The sequence below is a fragment of the Pseudomonas sp. BIC9C genome (assembly GCF_034541995.1).
Lineage (GTDB): Bacteria > Pseudomonadota > Gammaproteobacteria > Pseudomonadales > Pseudomonadaceae > Aquipseudomonas > Aquipseudomonas fluorescens_CC.
The window spans coordinates 1,993,347-2,016,513 of the sequence record NZ_JAWDGM010000001.1 but is presented as its reverse complement, the minus strand read 5'-3'; the positions used below and the strand labels follow the sequence as shown (position 1 = coordinate 2,016,513).

Below are 23,167 nucleotides of genomic sequence, written 5' to 3'. Positions count from 1 at the left end.
TCCGCCTGAGGCCATCACCCGCTTTGTGTGAGGAGATACCGCGATGACGACGTTCAACTCCGGGGCCCAACCCCAGAACCGTGCGCCTCAATCCATTGGCTTTCTGCTGCTGGACAATTTCACGCTGATTTCTCTGGCCTCCGCAGTGGAACCCCTGCGCATGGCCAACCAATTGTCCGGTCGCGAGCTGTATCGCTGGACCACCCTCACCGTCGATGGCGGTCAGGTCTGGGCCAGTGACGGTCTGCAGATCACCCCCGACGCCTCCATGCACAAAGCCCCGCCAATGGACACTGTCATCGTCTGCGGCGGTATCGGTATTCAGCGCACTGTTACCCGGGAACACGTGTCGTGGTTGCAAAGCCAGGCCCGCCAGTCTCGCCGCCTCGGCGCGGTGTGCACCGGCAGCTGGGCCCTGGCCTGCGCCGGCCTGCTCGACGGCTTCGATTGCAGCGTGCACTGGGAATGTCTGGCAGCGATGCAGGAAGCTTTCCCGCGGGTAGCCATGAGCACCCGTCTGTTCACCCTTGACCGTAACCGTTTCACCAGCTCGGGCGGCACCGCGCCGCTGGACATGATGCTGCACCTGATCAGTCGCGATCACGGTCGTGAACTGTCGGCGGCCATTTCGGAAATGTTCGTCTACGAGCGCATTCGCAACGAACAGGATCACCAGCGTGTGCCGCTCAAGCACATGCTCGGCACCAACCAGCCAAAATTGCAGGAAATCGTTGCGCTGATGGAAGCCAACCTCGAAGAGCCGATCGACCTCGACGAACTGGCGGTGTATGTCGCGGTGTCCCGTCGTCAGCTCGAACGCCTGTTCCAGAAATACCTGCACTGTTCGCCATCGCGTTACTACCTCAAGCTGCGCCTGATCCGCGCCCGGCAGTTGCTCAAGCAGACACCGATGTCGATCATCGAAGTGGCGTCAGTCTGCGGTTTCGTGTCCACACCGCACTTCTCCAAGTGCTACCGCGAGTACTTCGGCATTCCGCCGCGTGACGAGCGCGTTGGCTCCAACACGACCCAGCAAGTGGCGATGATGCCGCTGCCGCAAGCCCTGGTGCTGTCGCCGTTGTCCGGGCCGTTGTCGGCGCTGAGCCAGGCGCGTAACGAGTCGACATTTGCCAGTGTAAGGCTCTAAACCGAGGCGCTTTCATTCGCGAGCAAGCCCGCTCCCACATTGGTTCTGTGAACGACACAGATCAAATGTGGGAGCGGGCTTGCTCGCGAAGGCTTTTTATCGGCCTGTGTGGCTCTGCTGATACTCCGCCAATGCCGGCAACAACTGCTTGTCGATCGCCTGGCGCACCGCCGGCAGGATGGTCGCGCTGCTGGTGTACATCTGCTTGACCATGGTCCGCAAGGTCATCGCCCGTACATCGTTCAAACCCCGTACCGCACACTCGCAGGCTTGCTCTGCGGTGGCGCCGGTGGGCACTTCGAAACCCAATGACTTGAGCTGGCCCAACAGGTCTTCCTGGTCTATCAAATCAGCGTGCATCATGACGCAATCCTTCTTCAGGGAACGGTGTCGTGGTTCGATTCTGGTGGGGGTGCCGGGTGTCGGCAAGGACGATTTGTCGCAATGGCTCAATTGGTTATGAACATGTCGTTTTCGGCTAACCTGGCCCGCAGGGGAGTGGGCACACTGGACTCAGCTCGCTTCACGAAGGTTTGGTCACCCTCGAACGGCAGCTCCTCAACAGTACCCTCTGCCTCGATCCTGTCACGGCTTGATCGGGGCTTTTTTTGCCTGTGAATCAGGGAGGTATGCGGTGTCTGGACTGGCGCCATCGCGGGCAAGCCCGCTCCCACAGGTTGACCGAATTCTCTCGGAGGAATGCGATTGAATGTGGGAGCGAGCTTGCTCGCGATGAACGATGACGCGGTCTAGCGTTGCAGCACCAAATGCGCGACAACAACTCATCCCGGTCGACATAGCAGCCCTGGAAATGCCGCGCCCCGCTGGCGGGGTCGAAGGCGTTGCGGGCATGCAGGGTGCGGCGGTTGTCGAAGCACCACAGTTCACCGGGATTGAGCCGTTGCATCAACCTGAATCGAGGCTCGCGGGTCATCGCGATAAAGCGCCGGTAGGCCTTGTACAGCCTGGGCATCTGCTCTACCGAGGCATCGAACGGCCCGCGCAGAAAGTTCGCCATGCGGATTTCCGATACCTGCCCCGACGCATCCAGGGCAATGATCGGCGCGAGACAGCGGTAGTCGCTGTGACGGTCCTTGTTGCGAAACTCCACGGGGATTTCGCAGAGGCTTTGAAGGATTCGGGGTCTTCCTGGCGCAAGGCGTCGGCAATGGCAAAACCGTCGACGAAGATGCTCTCGCCACCCTTGGCGTTATTGACCAGGCAATGCAGGAATTGCAGCCCCGGTTGCAACTCCCGGGTCGGCAAATCGCTGTGCAGCGGCAGGTTGAAGGCGGTGTAGGCGTTGCTGTCGGCATCGGCCTTGGATTGCACGTTGAACAACACGCCGAAATTGCTCTCGCGGATGAAGGAAATCCGTTGGGCGATCAGCTTCAGAGAGCCGGGTTCGGTGGGCACGCCACGGACCTGGGTCAATCCGACATCCCGCACCGCCAACAACCATTGCAACAAGGCGTCGGAGTCGTTCATCAGCGCTTGATATTCGAACACCGGCAACTGCAAATCGCTGTGCCAGAGCCTGGCTACAGGCTTGCGTTGCTGGCGCTCGGCGCGGGATTCATCGTCATAGGCGTGGGCGCGCAGCCAGCCGGGGTCGAAACGACTGCAGTGGCCGTCCTGCCAATCAACCGCCAGGCAGCCATCGTTGTCGATACTGGCGTTATCGGGCATCAAATTCTGAGCCACATCGACGATTTCCAGCACTTGCTCGCGGGTCACGGTGTAGACGCACTGCGGGCACGGGCAATTGTCCCGCAGCCATTGATGGTGGAAAGGGCTGACGCGATCGTCGGCCCACTTCACCAGAACACGGTCCGCCAGGGTCTGCACGCCAGTCAGCGCGCTGATCAACGGATAGGTACGAAAGTCAGCAAATGCAGCGGCGGTGTTCATGGCGATCTCCTTGTTATTTTTTTGGGGGTAATGCGATCACTCGGCCAACATACTCGGGTGTTGGCAGGTCCGCCTGTTTGGCGACGATGGCTTGCAGTCGGCTCAGGGACTGCTCGCTGAACGGTGCCGAACGCGGCCCGGCGAGATCCACGTGCAGCAGCATCTGTTCGTTGCCTGCAAGTTCCTGGGCATCACCGACCAGATGCAGGCTGTGGTAGAGGTGCACGCGCTTGCTGTCGTGGGCAATGATTTGGGTGTGCACTTCGACCTGGGCATCGAGCTTCACTTCGTGCAGGTAGTTCAGGTGCAGTTCGAGGGTGAACAGCGAGTTGCCGCTGGCCTCGCGGCTGTTGCTGTCCAGGCCCAGGCGATCCATCAGGGCATCGGTGGCATAGCTGAAAATCAGCAGGTAGAAGGCGTCGCGCAGATGGCCGTTGTAGTCGACCCAGTCGGGGATGATGGTGGTTTGGTAGGTGGTCAGTGCGGGCATGATAAATGTTCCAACAATGGTGGTGACTTAACTGGCGCTTTCACGGGCAAGCCCGCTCCCACAGGGTTCTGCTGAGTGAGATAAATTGTGTTCACACCGCAAATCACTGTGGGAGCGGGCTTGCCCGCGAAGAGGCCGGTACTGCTGGCCTCATGACATGAGACTTACTCGCTAAACGCCATCCCATGCTTCTCTTTGGTGGTCTTCACCGCCTCCAGCACCGCCAGCAGGCAGTCATCACGATAGCGCTCCAGCGCCGAAATGCTGTGTTTACCCAGTTGATCGCTGGTGCCATCGACCACGTCGTCGATCAGCTTGTCGGTCAGTTCAGGTGCCGGCAGGTAAGTCCAGGGTAGCTGCAATGCCGGACCAAACTGCGCCATGAAGTGGCGCATGCCGGCATCACCGCCGGCCAGGGTGTAAGTCAGGAACGTGCCCATGAACGACCAGCGCAAACCGGCGCCGAAGCGGATTGCATCGTCGATTTCGCCGGTCGTCGCCACGCCGTCGTTGACCAGGTGCAACGCCTCGCGCCACAGCGCTTCGAGCAGGCGGTCGGCGATGAAACCCGGTACTTCCTTGCGCACGTGCAACGGGCGCATCCCCAGGGATTCATAGACTTTCATCGCCGCTTGCACCGCTTCCGGCGCGGTGTTCTTGCCACCGACCACTTCCACCAATGGCAGCAGGTACACCGGGTTGAACGGGTGACCGACCACGCAGCGTTCCGGATGCGTGGCGCTTTCGTAGAACTCGCTCGGCAACAGACCGGAGGTGCTGGAACCGATCAGCGCATTGGGCTTGGCCGCCGCGCTGATTTTGCTGTGCAGGTCCAGTTTCAGCTCCAGCCGTTCAGGGGCGCTTTCCTGAATGAAGTCGGCATCGCGCACGCACTCTTCGATGGTTGCGACAAAGCGCAGGCGATCCTGCGATGCACCCGGCGCCAGGCCTTGCTTTTCCAAGGCGCCCCAAGCGTTGGCGACACGCTTGCGCAGGGCCGCTTCGGCACCGGGGGCCGGGTCCCAGGCCACTACATCCAGGCCATGGGCGAGGGCGCGGGATACCCAACCGCTGCCGATGACACCGCTGCCCAGGGCGGCGAAGGTTTTGATTTCGGTGATAAAGCTCATGGTGATTTCCTAGAGAATTCGGTGATCCTCTGTAGGAGCGAGCTTGCTCGCGATGGTATTCCAGGCGCTGATTGGCGTCGGCTGTACCTTTTTCGCGAGCGAGCTCGCTCCTACAGGTTTTTGTGTTTGATTAACCGCGCTGGGTCAGGCCCATTTTCTTGCGGCCTTCAGCCGGCGTCAGGACGCGGGCACCGAGGCGGCTGAGGATTTCCGTGGCGCGCTCGACCAGTTGGCCGTTGGTCGCCAGTACACCCTTGTCCAGCCACAGGTTGTCTTCCAGCCCGACCCGTACGTTGCCGCCGAGCAACACCGCTTGCGCGGCCATCGGCATCTGCATGCGACCGATACCGAAGCCGGCCCAGACCGCGTCGGCCGGCAGGTTGTCGACCATGGCTTTCATGGTGGTGGTGTCCGCCGGCGCGCCCCAAGGGATGCCCAGGCACAGTTGGAACAATGGGTTGTCGAGCAGGCCTTCCTTGATCATCTGCTTGGCGAACCACAGGTGACCGGTGTCGAAGATTTCCAGCTCGGCCTTCACGCCCAGCTCTTGAATGCGTTTGGCGCCAGCGCGCAGCTGGGCCGGGGTGGAGACGTAAATGGTGTCGCCGTCGCCGAAGTTCAGGGTGCCGCAATCCAGGGTGCAGATTTCCGGCAGCAGCTCCTCGACGTGGGCCAGGCGGGTCAGCGGGCCAACCAGGTCGGTGTTCGGGCCGAATTCCATCGGATTCTCGCCGGCACCGATTTCCAGGTCGCCGCCCATACCGGCGGTGAGGTTGACGATGATGTCCACGTCCGCCTCGCGGATGCGCTCCATCACTTCGCGATACAGCGCCACGTCACGGCTGAACTTGCCGGTTTGCGGGTCGCGCACATGGCAGTGAACCACGGTGGCACCGGCCTTGGCGGCTTCCACGGCGGCGGCCGCGATTTGTTTCGGGGTGACCGGCACGTGTGGGCTCTTGGCGGTCGTGTCGCCAGCACCGGTGAGTGCGCAGGTGATGATGACGTCGTGGTTCATTTGGCGGTTCCTTACAGGCGAGTTTTTGGTTTTTGGCCAGGCGTGGTGGTCCCGTTCGCAGCCCGTTGGGGCTGCGAGTCGGTGGTTCGTTGGGTTTACTTACTGGTCAGTTGCAGGTTTTCAGCGGCCGGTTTGCCATCGAAGGTGGTGACGCCTTCAAGCCAGCGTTTCTTGTCCTGCGGGTGATCCTTGAGCCATTGTTTGGCCGACTCGAAAGCGTCCTTGTGATCCAGCAGCGGCTGCATCATCCGGCTCTCGTCTTCGGCGGTGAACGTCAGGTTGCTCAGCAAGCGACCGACGTTCGGGCATTGTTCGGCGTAGGTCGGTGCGGTGACGGTCCACACGGTGGCCTTGCCTTCATTCGGGCCCAGGGCGTCGTCGCTGCCGGTGAGGTAGGTCATTTTCACGTTGACGTTCATCGGGTGCGGCGCCCAGCCGAAGAACACCACGGCTTCGTTGCGACGCACGGCGCGATCCACCGCGGCGAGCATGCCGGCTTCGCTGGACTCGACCAGCTGGAACTTGCCGAGGCCGAACTGGTTCTTGGCGATCATCGCCTTGATCTGGGTGTTGGCGCCCGAGCCAGGCTCGATGCCGTAGATCTTGCCGCCCAGTTCTTTTTCGAATTTGGCGATGTCAGCGAAGGTTTTCAGGCCCTTGTCGGCGAGGTAGGTCGGCACGGCGAGGGTCGCGCGGGCGTCTTCCAGGCTTGGCGCTTCAAGTACCTTGACCTGTTTGGCGTCGACGAACGGGGTGATGGTCTGGGTCATCAGCGGGTTCCAGTAACCGAGGAACAGGTCCAGACGCTGATCGCGGATCCCGGCGAAGATGATTTGCTGGGAGGCGCTGGTTTGTTTGGTGCTGTAGCCGAGGCCATCGAGCAGTACCTGGGTCATGGCACTGGTGGCGATCACGTCGGTCCAGTTCACTACACCCATGCGCACGTTCTGGCACGCGGCGGGTTCGGCGGCCATGACACTGGCGCTCAGCAAAGCGGTACCACTGAGTGCAAGAACACAGCTGCTGATCAGTCGTTTCATCTCAGGTTCCTCGGCAGTTCGTTTATTGTGAGTTCCGGTGTCTGATGCGCCGGTGATGCCAAGTTACGCAGCTAAGCGCCCATGAAAGCGCACTGCGGCGACCGACTCTTGCACTGCAGCGACCTGTGCTCTTGAATGCCGCTTGCAAGTGGCGTATCAACATCCCTACGCTGCCCGCCCTCTCGTTACCTGGCCTCTTGTTACCTGCTAAGCGAGTGCGCTCCATGTCCCAGGATTTCTACTTCTTGTTGATGCCGGGTTTTTCGGCCATCGGATTTATCTCGGCCATCGAGCCGTTGCGGGTCGCCAATCGCTTTCGCGGCGAGCTCTATCGCTGGCATGTGCTGAGCGCCGATGGCGGGGCGGTGCTGGCCAGTAACGGCATGTCGGTCAACGCCGATGCGGCGCTGGAACCGTTGAAAAAGGGCGCGACGCTGCTGGTGGTCGCCGGTTTCGAACCCCTGAAATTCGCCACCCCGGCGCTGGAACACTGGTTGCGCCGCCTGGACAACGAAGGCGTGACGCTCGGGGCGATCGACACCGGCAGCTTCATCCTCGCTGAGGCAGGTTTGCTCGACGGCCATCGCCTGACCCTGCACTGGGAAGCCATCGATGCCTTCAAGGAGTCCTATCCACAGCTCAGCGTCACCCAGGAACTGTTCGAGATCGACCGCCGGCGCATCACCTCCGCCGGCGGCACCGCTTCCATTGACCTGATGCTGGATCTGATCGCCCAGGCCCACGGCCCCGAGCTGGCGATCCAGGTCAGCGAACAATTCGTGCTTGGCCGCATCCGCCCGCGCAAAGACCACCAGCGCATGGAAGTCGCCACGCGCTATGGCATCAGCAACAAGAAGCTGGTGCACGTGATCGGCGAGATGGAGCAGCACAGCGAACCGCCGCTGAGTACGCTGGAACTGGCGGAATCGATCAAGGTGACGCGGCGGCAGCTGGAGCGACTGTTTCGGTTGCACCTGAATGACACACCGAGCAATTTCTATCTGCGGCTAAGGCTGGAGAAAGCCCGGCAGTTGTTGCGCCAGACCGACATGAGCGTGCTGGAAGTGAGCATTGCCTGCGGCTTTGAATCGCCGTCGTATTTCACCCGCAGTTATCGGGCGAAGTATGAGCGCTGTCCGCGGGAGGATCGGCGTACCGCGAAAGCATGAACAACTGAGAACCCTGTAGGAGCGAGCCTGCTCGCGAAAAACGCCTGGGCAACGCGTTCATTCAGGCAGCACGTGTAATCGTTAACGTCCATCGCGAGCAGAGCTCGCTCCTACAGGGTTGAAGGTTACTTTTTCAGTAACGCCGAGCAGGCAGCCTTGTATGCCTCATGCTGATACTTGTTCAGCGTCGCCGGCAGCTCAAGCCCGCGCTTCTTTGCCTGCGCATTGATGGTCTGCGGCGACATCAAGGTCACTTCGCAATTCTCCAGCAGCTGGAAAATCCCTTCGATCTTGAACGTGGTCGGCCCACCGGCGAATTCGCCTTTCTTGCTGCGCTTCTTGATCGCAATGCGGTCGATGGAGTTCTCACGGACAAACGAAGCGACCTGAGCGGCGAACACTTTGACGTTGGCGGCTTCGTCGTCATCGTCCAGGGCAATTTTCTTGGCAGCGAGCGCAACATGGCTCAGTACCTGACCATCGAGCATGGCCACGGCGATGATCGCTTCACTGCCCTTGATTTCGATGCCGCAGACTTTCATGTTGAATCCCGTTAGTGACAGAAGGTGAGCAGCTTACAGCTCAAGCTGACTGGCGTTGATGCCGAAAGCCGCAGCGATTTTTTCGCGGGTGGCCTTGCGAGGTTTGGCGACCGTTTCTTGCTGGGCGAAAGCCGGCTGGGTAATGCCCATGCGTCTGGCCACTTCATCCTGTGTAAGGTTCAAGTGTTCGCGCCAGGCGCGGATGGGGGTGGCGCCATCGACAATTCGACTCACCACTTCGTGAGGAATAAGGTCGGGCTCGATTTTCTGCGCGATGTATTGCGCGTAGGGAATGACGACGAACGCGGGATTGCCGTTTTCGTCATTGATGATTTGAACGTCAGTAGGTGCGTTCATCGCGTTTTTTGACCTCTTGAATACTGACCACTTTGATCGCGCCGTCCCAGTTGAACATGACCCTGTAATTACCGACGCGCAGTCGATAAGCGTAGTCATGACCAACGAGTGCCTTGACCTGACTTACGTCAGGCATGTCGGCGAGCGCCGTGATGGCATCACGAACCTGAATCTGGTGAGCGGAATGCAATCTCAAGAGCTGCTTAACGGCATTTCGAGTCCAGTGAATGCTGTTCATGGAAGAATATAAGTCTTTTATAAGATTTGCGAATCTTTACTTATATTTTCCAGCTGGCCAACAAGCAAATCTTGTCAGGCTATTGCGCCGATTGGAGCGTCAACGCTCCTATCGGCAAGGACATGCGGGATTGGTCTGGGAAAGCTGCGGGAATAGTCTTTTTTGAGCGCGATAGCTGATGGTTCTACCCGCTTTCGCCGGTTGAATCAGGATTACTCCTGCCCAATCGACTCCAAAAACTCCGACCGTTCGTCACTCATCCGCGCAATGCAATCGTTCTGGGCAATGGTGAACGCCTTGCTGCCGCTGGTGGCCGGGAAGGCTTCGACGGCGCAGTCGGCATCCCGGGTCTTCAGCCATTGCTGTTGAGCGGCCTTGAGCTTGGCCGTGATGTCGGCCAGTTGCGACGGGTTTTTGCCGTATCGCGACTGCATGCGGTCGGTCAGGCCCTGGAGGTTTTCCTTGAGCAGGTCTTCGGCGGTGGTTTTGCTGAAGGCCGAGCACTCGAGGGTCTGGACGTCGTTTTCGACTTTGTCGCACGGGTTGTCGTCAGATTCCTGCGCTGCGTGTACGCCGGTCGCAATCAATGCCAAAGCCAGAAGGATGGATTTCATTCAGGTCGCCGCTCTATTCCAGTGATGCGGCGAATTCTGGCCCAAGCCAAGGGCCTTGAACAGGTCGGTGATTGTGCCTGACTACGACCCTTTGTCGCGGATTGACGCTTTCGGCAAACCCCCTGTCGTTTTTGCACCCGGCTCCCCCGGTCCTCAGGCATATGCTGGCCCCAAAGCGCCGGCAGACGATTCGGCGCATGAATCGCTAATAAGGGGACAGCCTGATGAGCCCAGCCGAATTGCACGCCGACAGCATCGTTATCGACGGGCTGATTATTGCCAAGTGGAACCGCGAGCTGTTTGAAGACATGCGCAAGGGCGGTCTGACCGCAGCCAACTGCACCGTGTCGGTGTGGGAGGGCTTCCAGGCCACCGTCAACAACATCGCCGCCAGCCAGAAACTGATCCGCGAGAACAGCGACCTGGTGATTCCGGTGCGTACCACCGCCGACATCCGCAAGGCCAAGGAGCAGGGCAAGACCGGCATCCTCTTCGGCTTCCAGAATGCCCACGCCTTCGAAGACCAGATCGGTTACGTCGAGGTGTTCAAGCAACTGGGCGTCGGTATCGTGCAGATGTGCTACAACACCCAGAACCTGGTCGGTACCGGCTGCTACGAGCGTGACGGCGGCCTTTCGGGCTTCGGTCGCGAAATCGTCGCCGAGATGAACCGGGTTGGCGTGATGTGCGACCTGTCCCACGTCGGCTCCAAGACTTCCGAAGAAGTCATCCTCGAGTCGAAGAAACCGGTCTGCTACTCCCACTGCCTGCCGTCGGGCCTCAAAGAGCACCCGCGCAACAAGTCCGATGAAGAACTCAAGTTCATTGCCGATCACGGCGGTTTCGTCGGCGTGACCATGTTTGCGCCATTCCTGGCCAAGGGCATCGATTCGACCATCGACGACTACGCCGAAGCCATCGAATACACCTTGAACATCGTCGGCGAAGATTCCATCGGCATCGGCACCGACTTCACCCAGGGTCACGGCCAGGACTTCTTCGAGTACCTGACCCACGACAAGGGCTACGCCCGTCGTCTGACCAGCTTCGGCAAGATCATCAACCCGCTGGGCATCCGCACCGTGGGTGAGTTCCCGAACCTGACCGAGACCTTGCTCAAGCGCGGCCACTCCGAGCGTGTGGTGCGCAAGATCATGGGCGAGAACTGGGTGAATGTCCTGAATGACGTCTGGGGCGAATAAGCCACCGCATCTCTGAATCCTTTCCCCCGGCCGTCCGAGCCGGGGGCAACACCAAAATTTTTCTGGAGTTAAGTTTCCATGGCCAAGATCGCCCCGCAATTGCCTATCGAAGTCGACAGCGAAACCGGTGTCTGGACTTCCGACGCCCTGCCGATGCTGTACGTGCCACGCCATTTCTTCGTCAACAACCACATGGGCATCGAGGAAGTGCTGGGCGCCGAAGCCTACGCCGAAATCCTCTACAAGGCCGGCTACAAGTCCGCCTGGCACTGGTGTGAAAAAGAAGCCGAATGCCATGGCCTGGAAGGCGTCGCGGTGTTCGAGCACTACATGAAGCGCCTGTCGCAGCGCGGCTGGGGCCTGTTCAAGATCCAGGACATCGACCTCGACCAAGGCACCTGCAGCGTCAAGCTCGAACACTCGGCGTTCGTCTACGTGTACGGCAAGGTCGGGCGCAAGGTCGACTACATGTTCACCGGCTGGTTTGCAGGCGCGATGGACCAGATCCTCGCCGCTCGCGGCAGCAAGATCCGCACCGTGGCCGAGCAAGTCTACGGTGGCTCCGAAGAGGGCCACGAAGACGGCTTGTTCATCGTCAAGCCGTTGTAAGTCGAGGAACCCGCCATGGCTTTCGAAGCAATGTTCCAGCCGATCCAGATCGGCAAACTGACCATCCGCAACCGCGTGCTCAGTACCGCGCACGCCGAGGTCTACGCGACCGACGGCGGCATGACCACCGATCGGTACGTCAAGTATTACGAAGAGAAGGCCAAGGGCGGGATCGGCCTGGCGATTTGCGGCGGTTCGTCCGTAGTCGCCATCGACAGCCCGCAGGAATGGTGGAGTTCGGTGAACCTGTCCACCGATCGCATCATTCCGCACTTCCAGAATCTGGCCGACGCCATGCACAAGCACGGCGCCAAGATCATGATCCAGATTACCCACATGGGCCGTCGCTCCCGTTGGGACGGTTTCAACTGGCCGACGCTGATGTCGCCGTCCGGCGTACGTGAGCCGGTGCACCGCGCCACCTGCAAAACCATCGAGCCGGAAGAAATCTGGCGGGTGATCGGCAACTACGCACAAGCTGCGCGTCGCGCCAAGGCCGGTGGCCTGGACGGCGTGGAACTGTCGGCCGTGCACCAGCACATGATCGACCAGTTCTGGAGCCCTCGGGTCAACAAGCGTACCGACGAATGGGGCGGCACCTTCGAAGGCCGCATGAAGTTCGGTCTGGAAGTGCTCAAGGCCGTGCGCGCCGAGGTCGGTGACGATTTCTGCGTGGGCATGCGTATCTGCGGTGACGAATTTCACCCCGATGGCCTGTCCCACGAGGACATGAAGCAGATCGCCAAGTATTACGACGACACCGGCATGCTCGATTTCATCGGCGTCGTGGGTTCGGGTTGCGACACCCACAACACCCTGGCCAACGTGATTCCGAACATGAGTTATCCACCGGAGCCATTCCTGCATCTGGCGGCCGGTATCAAGGAAGTGGTCAAGGTTCCCGTGCTGCACGCGCAGAACATCAAGGACCCGAACCAGGCCACCCGTATTCTGGAAGGCGGTTACGTCGACATGGTCGGCATGACCCGCGCGCACATTGCCGACCCGCACCTGATCGCCAAGATCAAGATGGGCCAGATCGACCAGATCAAGCAGTGCGTTGGTGCCAACTACTGCATCGACCGTCAGTATCAGGGCCTGGATGTGTTGTGCATTCAGAACGCGGCGACCTCCCGTGAATACATGGGCCTGCCGCACATCATCGAAAAAACCACCGGTAAAAAACGCAAGGTGGTGGTGGTCGGTGCCGGCCCGGCGGGGATGGAAGCCGCTCGTGTGGCTGCCGAGCGTGGCCACGACGTGACCCTGTTCGAGAAGAAGGAATTCATCGGTGGGCAGATCACCACGGCGTCGAAAGCGCCGCAGCGTGACCAGATCGCCGGTATCACCCGCTGGTATCAGCTGGAACTGGCACGGTTGAAAGTCGACCTGCGCCTGGGCACCGCGGCGGATGCGCCGACCATCATGGACCTGCGTCCGGATGTGGTGGTGCTGGCGGTCGGCGGTCATCCGTTCATCGAGCAGAACGAGCACTGGGGCGCGGCTGAAGGCCTGGTGGTCAGCAGCTGGGACATCCTCGATGGCAAGGTAGCGCCGGGCAAGAACGTACTGGTCTACGACACCATTTGCGAATTCACCGGCATGTCGACCGCCGACTTCATCGCCGACAAGGGCAGTCAGGTCGAGATCGTCACCGACGACATCAAGCCGGGCGTGGCGATTGGCGGTACGTCGTTCCCGACTTACTACCGCAGCATGTATCCGAAAGAAGTGATCATGACCGGCGACATGATGCTGGAGAAGGTCTACCGCGAAGGCGACAAGCTGGTGGCGGTACTGGAAAACGAATACACCGGCGCCAAAGAGGAGCGGGTGGTGGACCAGGTGGTCGTTGAAAACGGCGTGCGCCCGGACGAAGAAATCTACTACGCGCTGAAGGAAGGCTCGCGCAACAAAGGCCAGATCGACGTCGAAGCCTTGTTCGCGATCAAGCCGCAGCCATGCCTGGAACAGAGCGGCGACGGCTACCTGCTGTTCCGCATCGGCGACTGCGTGGCCCAGCGTAACGTACACGCGGCGATCTACGACGCGCTGCGGCTGTGCAAGGATTTCTAAGAGCTTGTGGACAACCCCTGTAGGAGCGAGCTCGCTCGCGATGGATTTGAAGACGCCGCGTTTTTCCAGACCGCACGCGTCATCGTTAACGCCCATCGCGAGCAAGTTCGCTCCTGCAGGGGGTCGAGCAAGTCATCCAGGTAGTTAAGCCCGAGGTCTTTGGGAGCTCCACCATGTTGAACACCCTTCTTCCAATCCTGTTGTTCGCTGCCCTGGGCCTTGCGGTTCTGGGTGCGTTGCGGCGGGTGGCCATGTGGCGCCGAGGCCGGGCTTCGAAAGTCGACCTGATCGGTGGCCTGTTCGCCATGCCCAAGCGCTACATGGTCGATTTGCACCATGTGGTGGCGCGGGACAAATACATTGCCAATACCCACGTTGCCACGGCTGGCGGTGCGGTAGCCTCCGCCGTGCTGGCGATACTGGTGCACGGTTTTGGCCTGCATAACCGCTTTCTCGGCTATGCCTTGTTGTTGATGTCGGCGGTGATGTTCGTCGGCGCGATCTTTGTTTACCTGCGTCGGCGCAACCCGCCTTCGCGCCTGTCGAAAGGCCCGTGGATGCGCCTGCCGAAAAGCCTGCTGGCGTTCTCGGCCTCGTTCTTCCTGGTGACCCTGCCGGTGGCCGGGATCCTGCCGGAAAACTTTGGCGGCTGGCTGTTGGCAGCGATTCTCGGGGTTGGCGTGCTGTGGGGCGTGTCCGAGCTGTTCTTCGGCATGACCTGGGGCGGGCCGATGAAGCACGCCTTCGCCGGTGCCTTGCACCTGGCCTGGCACCGTCGCGCCGAACGCTTTGGCGGCGGTCGTTCCACGGGGTTGAAACCGCTCGACCTGAACGATCCGAACGCGCCACTGGGCGTGGAAAAACCCAAGGATTTCACCTGGAACCAGTTGCTCGGCTTCGACGCCTGCGTGCAGTGCGGTAAGTGCGAAGCAGCGTGCCCAGCCTTCGCTGCCGGCCAGCCGCTGAACCCGAAAAAACTGATTCAGGACATGGTCGTCGGCCTGGCTGGCGGCACCGATGCGAAGTTCGCCGGCAGTCCGTATCCGGGCAAACCGATTGGTGAGCACGCGGGTAATCCGCATCAGCCGATCGTCAACGGCCTGGTGGACGCCGAGACCCTGTGGTCGTGCACCACCTGTCGCGCCTGCGTCGAGGAATGCCCGATGATGATCGAGCACGTCGATGCCATTGTCGACATGCGCCGTCACCTGACCCTGGAAAAAGGCGCGACCCCGAACAAGGGCGCGGAAGTCCTGGAAAACCTGATCGCCACCGACAACCCGGGCGGCTTCGCGCCGGGCGGGCGGATGAACTGGGCGGCTGACCTGAACCTCAACCTGCTCAATGAAAAGAAATCCACCGACGTGCTGTTCTGGGTTGGCGACGGTGCCTTCGACATGCGTAACCAGCGCACCCTGCGTGCGTTCGTCAAAGTGCTCAAGGCGGCGAAAATCGACTTCGCCGTGCTCGGCCTCGAAGAACGTGACAGTGGTGACGTGGCGCGGCGTCTGGGTGATGAAGCGACCTTCCAGCTGTTGGCCAAACGCAATATCCAGACCCTGGCCAAATACAGTTTCAACCGCATCGTCACCTGCGACCCGCACAGCTTCCACGTGCTGAAAAACGAGTACGGCGCATTTGATGGCAACTACCTGGTGCAGCACCACAGCACCTACATGGCGGAAATCATCGATGCTGGCGCGCTCAATCTCGGTCAGCACAAAGGCGACAGCGTGACCTATCACGACCCGTGCTACCTCGGCCGCTACAACGGCGAGTACGAGGCACCGCGTCAGGTACTGCGCGCCCTCGGGATTGAAGTGAAAGAAATGCAGCGCTCCGGTTTCCGCTCCCGCTGCTGCGGCGGTGGCGGCGGTGCGCCGATCACCGACATTCCCGGCAAGCAACGCATTCCCGACATGCGCATGGAAGACATCCGCGAAACCGGCGCCGAACTGGTGGCCGTGGGTTGTCCACAGTGCACCGCGATGCTCGAAGGCGTGGTCGAACCCCGTCCGCTGATCAAGGACATCGCCGAACTGGTGGCTGATGCGCTGCTCGAAGACGCCGCGCCGGGAAAGCCTTCGGCACCGGCCAAACGTGAACCTGCGGAGGTGCATTGATGAGTGACATTATCCGCCGCGACCCTCGCGCCGAATGGATCGCCCGCAACCGTCTACACCCGCTGCACGCGGCCATGCAACCGGCGCAACACAGCTGGATGGGGCCTAACGGCGTCATCCGCAAGAATCCTCACGGGATCGGTTTTATCGGTCCCAATGGGATCAAACGGATCGACCGTAGCGGCGCCCAGCAGGGCGGGACGACTAAACGCTCGGCCACTGTCGAAGTGCAGTTGCCATTGCATCAGGTGACCGCACCGGCGTTTTACATCAGCGTGGTGCCGGACATGGTCGGTGGTCGCTTGAGCAGTCACGACCGCGACCTGCTGGGCCTGGCCCATCAGCTGGCCGGCAAGGACGGCGCGGTGCTGGCCGTGGTGTTTGGCGAGCACAAGGAAAACGCTTTCGCTACGGCGGGCGTCGACCGCCTGCTGGTGCTGGAAGGCGAAGAATTCAACGGTTATGCACCAGAGCAACGGGTCCAGGGCCTGCGGGCTGTGGATAACCAGTTCAGCCCGCGTCACTGGTTGCTGCCGGATAGCCGCAGCGGTGGCGGCGAACTGGGACGGCGCTTTGCCGCGGCACTGGGCGAACGCCCGGCCACACGGGTCTGGCAGGTCAAGGATCAGGAGTGCATCGGCCGCGCCGGCGCGGGTCTGCAAGACCTTGCCCGTCCACTGGCACGACTGATTCTGGCGGCTGCCGAGTGCGCCGAACCGGTCAGCGAAACCCGTCACGAAGCGCTGCCCGTGGAGTTATCCACAGCCGTGGCGCGCAGCCTGTCGCGGATCGAAGACCTGGGCGCGGTGGCAGTCGATCCGGCGGCCATCCCCATGGCCGAAGCCGAGTTCATTTTCTCCGGCGGCAATGGGGTCAAGGACTGGGGACTTTTCCACCGGACCGCCGAAGCCCTCGGCGCGACCGAAGGTGCATCGCGGGTGGCGGTGGACGACGGGTTCATGGCCCGCGACCGTCAGGTCGGGGCATCCGGCACCTGGGTCACCGCACGGGTCTATGTGGCAGTGGGGATTTCCGGAGCGATCCAGCACCTGCAAGGCATTGGTGCCTGCGACAAGGTGGTGGCGATCAACCTCGACCCTGGTTGCGACATGATCAAGCGTGCGGACCTCTCGGTGATCGGCGAGAGCGCGGAGATTCTTCAAGCCTTGATCGAGGCGGTAGAGGCTTACCGCAACGACGCCAAGCGCGATGCGGCTTAAGGGAAGGAAAGGGTTATGAGCACGAAAATCATCAGCCTGGTGTCCATCGGCGCCCACCCGACATCCGGTCGGCCCCGTCGCGCGGAACAGGATGCGCGGGCGGTGGAACTGGGCCTGCAACTGGCTGGGGATAACTTGCAGGTGCTGCATGCCGGCGACGTCGGCGAGCCTGCGTTACGCGCCTATCTGGGTATGGGCCTGGAACAACTCCACGTACTGGAACAGCCGGAGGGCGCCGATGCGCTGCCGGCGCTGACCGCCTATCTGCGTGATGCCGGGGCCCAGGTGGTATTGACCGGCAGCCAGGCGGAAACCGGCGAAGGGTCGGGCATGCTGCCGTTCCTGCTGGCGGAAAGTCTCGGCTGGCCGCTGGTGGTGGGGCTGGCGCAAGTCGAATCCATCGACGGCGGGTCGGCGCTGGTGCTGCAAGCCTTGCCCCGTGGTCAACGTCGTCGCCTGAAGGTGCGCTTGCCGTTCCTGGCGACTGTGGATAACGCCGCGCCCAAGCCTCGGCAGAGCGCCTACGGCCCGGCACGCCGCGGGGTGTTGCAGGCCGATGAAGTCGAAGTGGTCGACGATGAACTGCTGGCGGTGGCCACCCTGCAACCGGCCAAGCCACGGCCCAAGCGCTTGAAGGTGATCAAGGCCAAGAGCGGTGCTGACCGGATGAAAGCCGCAACGGCGAAAGCCAGTGGCGGCGGTGGACAAGTGCTCAAGGGCGTTACGGCGCAAGCTGGAGCTGAAGCCATTCTCAAGTTGCTGATCGAGGAAGGCGTGGTTCGCTGATGCCGGGCTTCAGGTAGCAACATCCCGATATACAACCTTCCATCAGGTGCATTGCCGCGCCAGGAGCGCCCGCGTTAAATCGGGCGCTCTTTTGTTTTCATGGAGTGCTGTTCAATGGCTGTTGAGTTTCGTCCGGCAGTGCGCGCGGACGCGCGCGAGATTGCTCGCTTGTTCCAGATTTCATCCGAGGGCGCTTCAGATTACATCTGGAGCCAGATCGCAGAGCCCGGCCAGGATCTGTTGGACGTAGGCGCCATTCGGTATGCCCGCGACAACGTGGATTTCTCCTACCAGAACTGCCTGATTGCCGAGGCCGATGGCCAGGTCATTGGGATGATGCACAGTTACGTGATGCGCCACGATCCACTGACGGTGCCGACGACCGACCCGGTACTGGCGCCTTACGCCGACATGGAAGTACCCGATACCCTCTACATCTCCAGCCTGGCCTTGCATGAAGGCTGGCGCAATCGGGGGCTGGGCGTGCAGTTTCTCGCCCATGCTCAAGCGCGTGCCGAGCGACTGGGGCTCAATGGCCTGAGCCTGATCGACTATGCCGCCAACACGGGTGCCCGGCGCTTTTACGAGCGGCACGGTTTCGGGATCATCAAAACCTGCCAGGTCACCCCTCATCCAATGATCCGTGTCACCGGTGACGCCTATCTTATGCACAGGCCCTGAGCTGGCTCGAGAGTTCGACCAGCGACGGTTATCCACAACGCCACGCCCCCTCGTCCACGCTGACGAGGGCGGTGAGCTACAGTTTTCTATGTGCTGATCAAGGGTGCGACACGCTTTCGGGAGTTTTCAGACGTTCAGCGCTGACTCATGAATCCCGGTTTTTATGACTGGCCTGAACATGAAGACTTTCGCTCTTCTGGCGCTTTTTGCATCGACCCTGTGGGTATCCACAGGGTCGATGCCTGCTGTCCCGGCAAACGTGCCCATGGCTGATCAGGACTTTTATCAATGGCTGGAGACCGGCCAAGGGCACAACGCGTCCCTGGCGCAGCTACGGCAGCAGTGCGACAGGGTACTGGATGCCGATAACCACCTCAGCTGTTCGGTGACGGTTTTGGCCAGAATGCTTGAAGCCAAGGCCACCAACCAGCTCCCCGAGTACTATCTGGCCATCAAGGGCAAGCATGCCCGGGCGATTGCGGCCGACGCCGACCTGAACGCCCTGTTCTCCATGTTTGGCAGCGAATCACTGGCTATCCTGGCGAGGACTGGCAATTTCTCGGTCAAGGGTTCGGCACGACATGAGGTGCTGCAGCTCCATCCTTATGCCAATGACTTCTACATCGCTGAACAAACGCTGCCATTTATCGAGGTCGGAACGGCTAACGGTGTCTCGGCGCGTTTTGTACTGGACACGGGGGCACCGCAAACCCGGGTCAACATTGAAACGGCGAAACAGATGGGCATCAGGATGTTGCCCGATGCTCATTATCGCTACAGCACGTTTTATGGCGAAAAGGGCTTGGCCGCGAGGTTGGGAATTCTCAAGTCACTGAGAGTCGGCACCCATGAGTTCAGGAACGTCCTGGTCTTTGTCAGCGACCGGGATAATCTGTTGGGGCTGGATCTGATCAGCAAGCTGGGGCGCTTGAAGATAACCAGGAGAACACTGGAGCTTAACCCGCCGCCTGCCAGGCGCTGTGATGCGCCAATTGCCTTAAGCCGCCTGGATCTCAACCAACGGCTGGTAGTTGCCGCACAGCTGGATCGTCGGGCAACGCAGGCCATCATCGATACGGGAAATGTCGACTACCTGACAGCCGCGTCGCCTGGCAGGCAAGTCAGCGTGGTGCAGGCGCTGACACCGGGAGGCTCGAACGTTTACACCGGCGACAAAAAGCACTTTCAACGCTTCAACGGCGTATTGGCCCTGCAAGGCGACGCCCTGATGGTCAGCTACAAATACTACCCGGGCTTTACCATCCCGCCGTCGTTGGTGGACGGGCAATACGTCCCGTCGATATTGCTCGGGTGGCGTGCCTTCAAAGACTTCGAATTGAACCTGGACCTGGACCTGGATTCAGGTCGCTCATGCCTCAATAAAGTCTGAACAACGTTGGCGTTTACCCACAATCCCTGTTGGTGGTTCTGTGGATAACATGTTCGCCCCTCGCTACACCCCTTGCAAATCAAGCCCTGTAGAGCGTCGTACAAAAAACAACCACTCTGGTTCGTGGTTTTTCCAAGCTTTTTCAAGGGGATAAGTGCGGCAGTTGATGCAGACTTGCCCCCAATCTCTGTTGGCTCTTCTGTGGATAAGATGTTTGCTATCGTCTGAAGGCCTTATAGACCAAGGTGTGCAGGCTTGTGGTCAAAAAGTGATCAAAAGACGGTTTTGTGCCGTCAGCTGTCACGCAAACACCGGGTTTCTGCGGGTTTCAGCGGTTTTCCACAGAAGCTGCGAAGTTAACCCCAAAGTCTGTTGGCGCTTCTGTGGATAAGGTGTTTGCCATCCTCTGAAGGCTATGTAATCCGTGGCTTTCATGGTGTTGATTAAAAAACAACCAGGCCGTCCATGGAAGCATGCTTCTGGATAAGTCACGGTTTTTCTTTGGTTTCAGTGAAGAAAATGGGCGGCATTTCCACAGTTGTCCCCAATAGCTGTGGGTGGAGATGTGGATAACTTGTTCGCGGAAAGCTGAGAGCCACAGAGGGTATAGCGCTGAAAGGAATAGATCATATTTCGTACAGTGCTAAAGGGAGAAACCCCCATCCCTGTAGGAGCGAGCATGCTCGCTCCTACAGAGGGCGGTGGCGTTAACCTTGTACCGGAACACCCTTTAGATATGGCGCAGGCTCGGCACCCAGGTTGCTCAGCAGGCGCTCGCTGTACCAGTCCACGAAGTTCACCACGCCAAACTCGTAGGTCTTGGAGTACGGGCCAGGCTGGTACGCGGTGGAGTTGATGCCGCGTTGGTTTTCTTCGGCCAGGCGACGGTCCTGGTCGTTGGTGGCGTCCCAGACCTGGCGCATGCGCTCCACGTCGTAGTCCACGCCTTCGACGGCGTCCTTGTGCACGATCCATTTGGTGGTGACCATGGTTTCCTGGGCGCTGATCGGCCACACGGTGAACACGATGATGTGGTCGCCCATGCAGTGGTTCCAGGAATGCGGCAGGTGCAGGATGCGCATCGAGCCCAGATCCGGGTTCTTGATGCGGCCCATCAGCTTGGCGCAGCCCTGTTTGCCGTCCATGGTCATCGACACGGTGCCCTTGAGCAGCGGCATGCGCACGATGCGGTTACGCAGGCCGAAGCTGGCGTGGGCGTAAGGGATCTTCTCGGCTTCCCAGGCAGCGGCGGAGGCGGCGACGTGATCCTTGAACGCCTGGTCGGCGCGCGGGTCGGTGACGTCGTCCCATTCCAGCAGGGTTTTGAGCAGTTCCGGGTGCGACGCGTTGCAGTGGTAGCACTCGCGGTTATTCTCTAGCACAAGCTTCCAGTTGGCCTTTTCCATCAAGGTGGTTTGCACCGCCACCTTGGTGTTCTCCATGTCGTACGGTTCCATGTAGTGGCTGAGCGTCGACAGGAAGTCATCGATGGCCGGCGGGTTGTCCGCCAGGCTGATGAAGATGTAGCCGCCGGCGGTTTTCACGTTCACCGGTTTGAGACCGTATTGCTTCATGTCGAAGTCGGCACCCATTTCGGTGCCGGCGAACAGCAGGCGACCGTCCAGCTCGTAAGTCCACTGGTGGTAGTGGCAGACCAGTTTGGCGACTTTGCCTTTTTCACTGGTGCACAGGCGTGAGCCACGGTGGCGGCAAACGTTGTGGAACGCATGCACCACGCCATCGGCGCCGCGAATCACGATGATCGGGTTCTTGCCGACTTGCAGGGTCAGGTAGTTGCCCTTGGTAGGGATCTCGCAGGTCATGCCGGCGATCAACCACTCTTTCTGAAAGATTTCCTGCATGTCGATATCAAACAGGCGCTCGTCGGAGTAAAACGGCTGCGGCAGCGAAAACGTGCGCTCGCGCTCTTGCAGCATCTGTGCAGTGGCCTTGCGTGCGGGTTCCAGCGGATCGCCCAGGCTCAGTGTAGTAGTGACGTCCATCGTTTAATCCTCAAGGCCATCTGCGTGGCCGGCGAAAGTGGCTAATCAGGTGTGCTGTTCAGGGTTGCTACGCAAGGTGTAAAGGTTGTGTCTTGGTATGGGGCGAGTGTGGGGCCGGCGCTGGCCAGAACCTTATCCATGGGCGACATGGTGCAATCTGTTCCCGACGCGCAAGCCCCGGTCGTTGTGGGCTGGTCGCGATAAGCATGTCAATGTCGCAGATAGGTAAATGGGTGATTCGCGCTATACGCAGAATCGCCAACATGAAGGCCGACAGTCGGCCGTGGAGATCAGCATGTCCAACAACTTCCTGAACCCGGTAACCACCCAGACCTGGGCCAATGGTCGGCATATCGTCCGTTGCGTCAAAGTCATCCAGGAAACCTGGGATGTGCGTACCTTCTGCTTCATGGCTGATCAGCCGATCATGTTCTTCTTCAAGCCCGGGCAGTTTGTCACCCTGGAGCTGGAAATCGAAGGTCAGCCGATCATGCGCTCCTACACCATTTCCAGTTCGCCGTCGGTGCCTTACAGCTTTTCGGTGACCATCAAGCGGGTTCCGGGCGGCAAGGTCTCGAACTGGTTGCACGACACCCTGCATGAAGGCTACGAGCTGGCGGTGCATGGCCCGGTCGGCCTGTTCAATGCCATCGACTTCCCGAATCCGAAAGTGCTGTATCTCAGCGGCGGCGTGGGGATCACACCGTGCATGTCCATGGCGCGCTGGTTCTTCGATACCAACGGCAAAGTCGATATGGCGTTTATCCACAGCGCCCGGTCGCCGAAAGACATCATTTATCACCGCGAGCTGGAGCATATGGCGGCGCGGATCGAAAACTTCAGCCTGCACCTGATTTGCGAGAAGCACGGTTTCGGTGAGCCATGGGCCGGGTATCGTGGGTACCTGAACCACAAGATGCTGGAACTGATGGTTCCGGACTTCCTTGAGCGGGAGGTCTTCTGCTGCGGCCCGACACCGTATATGAATGCGGTCAAGCGCCTGCTGGAAAACGCCGGCTTCGACATGAAGCGCTACCACGAAGAATCCTTCGGAGCGACCCCGGCCGAGGCCCGCGCCGACGCCGAGGAGCATGCCGAACAAGCGGCTGAGGCACCGGAAGTGGACGCCGCGGATCTGCATCAAGTGGAGTTCACCTCCTCCGGCAAGAGCATCCGCGTGGCCCCGGGCGAGACCGTGCATGCAGCGGCGGCCAAGGTCGGCCTGATGATTCCGAAAGCGTGCGGCATGGGTATCTGCGGGACCTGCAAGGTGTTGAAGCTGGGCGGTGAAGTGGAGATGGAGCACAACGGCGGGATCACTGAGGAAGACGAAGCCGAAGGGTTCATCCTGTCGTGCTGCAGCGTGCCGAAAGGCGACGTGCGGATTGAGTACTGATCCACACCGATGACCCCTGTAGGAG

The 23,167-nt window shown here is 60.3% G+C and carries 21 protein-coding genes and 1 pseudogene; 11 read left to right on the top strand and 11 right to left on the bottom strand.

Annotation, left to right across the window (positions count from 1 at the left end):
• Window positions 1-43 precede the first annotated feature (43 nt).
• Window positions 44-1,147 carry a GlxA family transcriptional regulator gene (locus RS887_RS09420; protein WP_007975492.1) on the top strand — a complete coding sequence of 368 codons (1,104 nt, stop codon included), beginning with the start codon at window positions 44-46 and terminating at the stop codon, window positions 1,145-1,147.
• Between the two features lie 96 nt (window positions 1,148-1,243).
• On the opposite strand, the gene RS887_RS09415 is transcribed toward RS887_RS09420, so the two are convergent.
• From RS887_RS09415 to RS887_RS09390, 6 genes and pseudogenes are all read right to left on the bottom strand, one after another.
• On the bottom strand, window positions 1,244-1,510 hold the full coding sequence (locus RS887_RS09415; protein ID WP_007995656.1) for a hypothetical protein: 267 nt from the start codon (window positions 1,508-1,510) through the stop codon (window positions 1,244-1,246).
• Between the two features lie 256 nt (window positions 1,511-1,766).
• Window positions 1,767-3,058: pseudogene (locus tag RS887_RS09410) on the bottom strand (gamma-butyrobetaine dioxygenase).
• A gap of 13 nt (window positions 3,059-3,071) precedes the next feature.
• Complete coding sequence (locus RS887_RS09405; protein ID WP_322615136.1) at window positions 3,072-3,548, bottom strand: thioesterase family protein; 477 nt, start codon at window positions 3,546-3,548, stop codon at window positions 3,072-3,074.
• 164 nt (window positions 3,549-3,712) lie between these two features.
• Window positions 3,713-4,678, bottom strand: coding sequence for an L-carnitine dehydrogenase (locus tag RS887_RS09400; protein ID WP_095964145.1), 966 nt, complete (start codon window positions 4,676-4,678; stop codon window positions 3,713-3,715).
• Between the two features lie 130 nt (window positions 4,679-4,808).
• The gene (locus RS887_RS09395; RefSeq protein WP_008019488.1) at window positions 4,809-5,696 is read right to left on the bottom strand and encodes a 3-keto-5-aminohexanoate cleavage protein; all 888 of its coding nucleotides are present in this window, start codon (window positions 5,694-5,696) and stop codon (window positions 4,809-4,811) included.
• 95 nt (window positions 5,697-5,791) lie between these two features.
• Window positions 5,792-6,736: a choline ABC transporter substrate-binding protein gene (locus RS887_RS09390; RefSeq protein ID WP_322615135.1), complete on the bottom strand. Its 945-nt coding sequence runs from the start codon at window positions 6,734-6,736 to the stop codon at window positions 5,792-5,794.
• A gap of 224 nt (window positions 6,737-6,960) precedes the next feature.
• On the opposite strand from RS887_RS09390, the gene RS887_RS09385 reads away from it, so the two are divergent.
• Window positions 6,961-7,905 carry a GlxA family transcriptional regulator gene (locus tag RS887_RS09385; RefSeq protein WP_085716447.1) on the top strand — a complete coding sequence of 315 codons (945 nt, stop codon included), beginning with the start codon at window positions 6,961-6,963 and terminating at the stop codon, window positions 7,903-7,905.
• 125 nt (window positions 7,906-8,030) lie between these two features.
• On the opposite strand, the gene RS887_RS09380 is transcribed toward RS887_RS09385, so the two are convergent.
• From RS887_RS09380 to RS887_RS09365, 4 genes are all read right to left on the bottom strand, one after another.
• Window positions 8,031-8,447 (bottom strand): DUF3010 family protein, encoded by a 417-nt coding sequence (locus tag RS887_RS09380; RefSeq protein WP_322615134.1) that lies wholly within the window; start codon window positions 8,445-8,447, stop codon window positions 8,031-8,033.
• A 33-nt stretch (window positions 8,448-8,480) separates the two neighbouring features.
• The gene (locus tag RS887_RS09375; RefSeq protein WP_322615133.1) at window positions 8,481-8,804 is read right to left on the bottom strand and encodes a helix-turn-helix transcriptional regulator; all 324 of its coding nucleotides are present in this window, start codon (window positions 8,802-8,804) and stop codon (window positions 8,481-8,483) included.
• Complete coding sequence (locus RS887_RS09370) at window positions 8,788-9,042, bottom strand: type II toxin-antitoxin system RelE/ParE family toxin (RefSeq protein WP_322615132.1); 255 nt, start codon at window positions 9,040-9,042, stop codon at window positions 8,788-8,790. The genes RS887_RS09375 and RS887_RS09370 overlap by 17 nt, the downstream gene beginning before the upstream one ends.
• A gap of 212 nt (window positions 9,043-9,254) precedes the next feature.
• Complete coding sequence (locus tag RS887_RS09365) at window positions 9,255-9,656, bottom strand: lysozyme inhibitor LprI family protein (RefSeq protein ID WP_322615131.1); 402 nt, start codon at window positions 9,654-9,656, stop codon at window positions 9,255-9,257.
• A gap of 224 nt (window positions 9,657-9,880) precedes the next feature.
• Here RS887_RS09365 and RS887_RS09360 point away from each other — a divergent pair, with 224 nt between their 5' ends.
• The 8 genes from RS887_RS09360 (at window position 9,881) to RS887_RS09325 (ending at window position 19,743) form a co-directional block, all read left to right on the top strand.
• Window positions 9,881-10,858: a dipeptidase gene (locus RS887_RS09360; protein WP_322615130.1), complete on the top strand. Its 978-nt coding sequence runs from the start codon at window positions 9,881-9,883 to the stop codon at window positions 10,856-10,858.
• A gap of 78 nt (window positions 10,859-10,936) precedes the next feature.
• Entirely contained in the window at window positions 10,937-11,467 is a 531-nt protein-coding gene (locus RS887_RS09355) for a DUF5943 domain-containing protein (RefSeq protein ID WP_322615129.1), read from the top strand.
• A gap of 15 nt (window positions 11,468-11,482) precedes the next feature.
• Complete coding sequence (gene dgcA / locus RS887_RS09350; RefSeq protein WP_322615128.1) at window positions 11,483-13,543, top strand: dimethylglycine demethylation protein DgcA; 2,061 nt, start codon at window positions 11,483-11,485, stop codon at window positions 13,541-13,543.
• A 173-nt stretch (window positions 13,544-13,716) separates the two neighbouring features.
• Window positions 13,717-15,666, top strand: a complete 1,950-nt coding sequence (dgcB, locus tag RS887_RS09345) for a dimethylglycine demethylation protein DgcB (RefSeq protein ID WP_322615127.1) — start codon at window positions 13,717-13,719, stop codon at window positions 15,664-15,666.
• Window positions 15,666-16,886, top strand: coding sequence for an electron transfer flavoprotein subunit alpha/FixB family protein (locus RS887_RS09340; protein WP_322615126.1), 1,221 nt, complete (start codon window positions 15,666-15,668; stop codon window positions 16,884-16,886). Before dgcB ends, RS887_RS09340 begins: the two co-directional genes overlap by 1 nt.
• Window positions 16,887-16,901: 15 nt before the next feature.
• Entirely contained in the window at window positions 16,902-17,672 is a 771-nt protein-coding gene (locus RS887_RS09335; RefSeq protein ID WP_322615125.1) for an electron transfer flavoprotein subunit beta, read from the top strand.
• A gap of 114 nt (window positions 17,673-17,786) precedes the next feature.
• The gene (locus tag RS887_RS09330) at window positions 17,787-18,353 is read left to right on the top strand and encodes a GNAT family N-acetyltransferase (protein ID WP_322615124.1); all 567 of its coding nucleotides are present in this window, start codon (window positions 17,787-17,789) and stop codon (window positions 18,351-18,353) included.
• Window positions 18,354-18,516: 163 nt separating this feature from the next.
• Window positions 18,517-19,743: a retropepsin-like aspartic protease gene (locus tag RS887_RS09325; protein WP_322615123.1), complete on the top strand. Its 1,227-nt coding sequence runs from the start codon at window positions 18,517-18,519 to the stop codon at window positions 19,741-19,743.
• Between the two features lie 707 nt (window positions 19,744-20,450).
• On the opposite strand, the gene gbcA is transcribed toward RS887_RS09325, so the two are convergent.
• A complete protein-coding gene (gene gbcA / locus RS887_RS09320; protein WP_322615122.1) occupies window positions 20,451-21,746 on the bottom strand; it encodes a glycine-betaine demethylase subunit GbcA in 1,296 nt (431 codons plus the stop codon).
• Between the two features lie 295 nt (window positions 21,747-22,041).
• Between gbcA and gbcB the strand changes: the two genes are divergently transcribed.
• The gene (gene gbcB / locus RS887_RS09315; RefSeq protein ID WP_322615121.1) at window positions 22,042-23,142 is read left to right on the top strand and encodes a glycine-betaine demethylase subunit GbcB; all 1,101 of its coding nucleotides are present in this window, start codon (window positions 22,042-22,044) and stop codon (window positions 23,140-23,142) included.
• The last annotated feature ends 25 nt before the right edge of the window (window positions 23,143-23,167 follow it).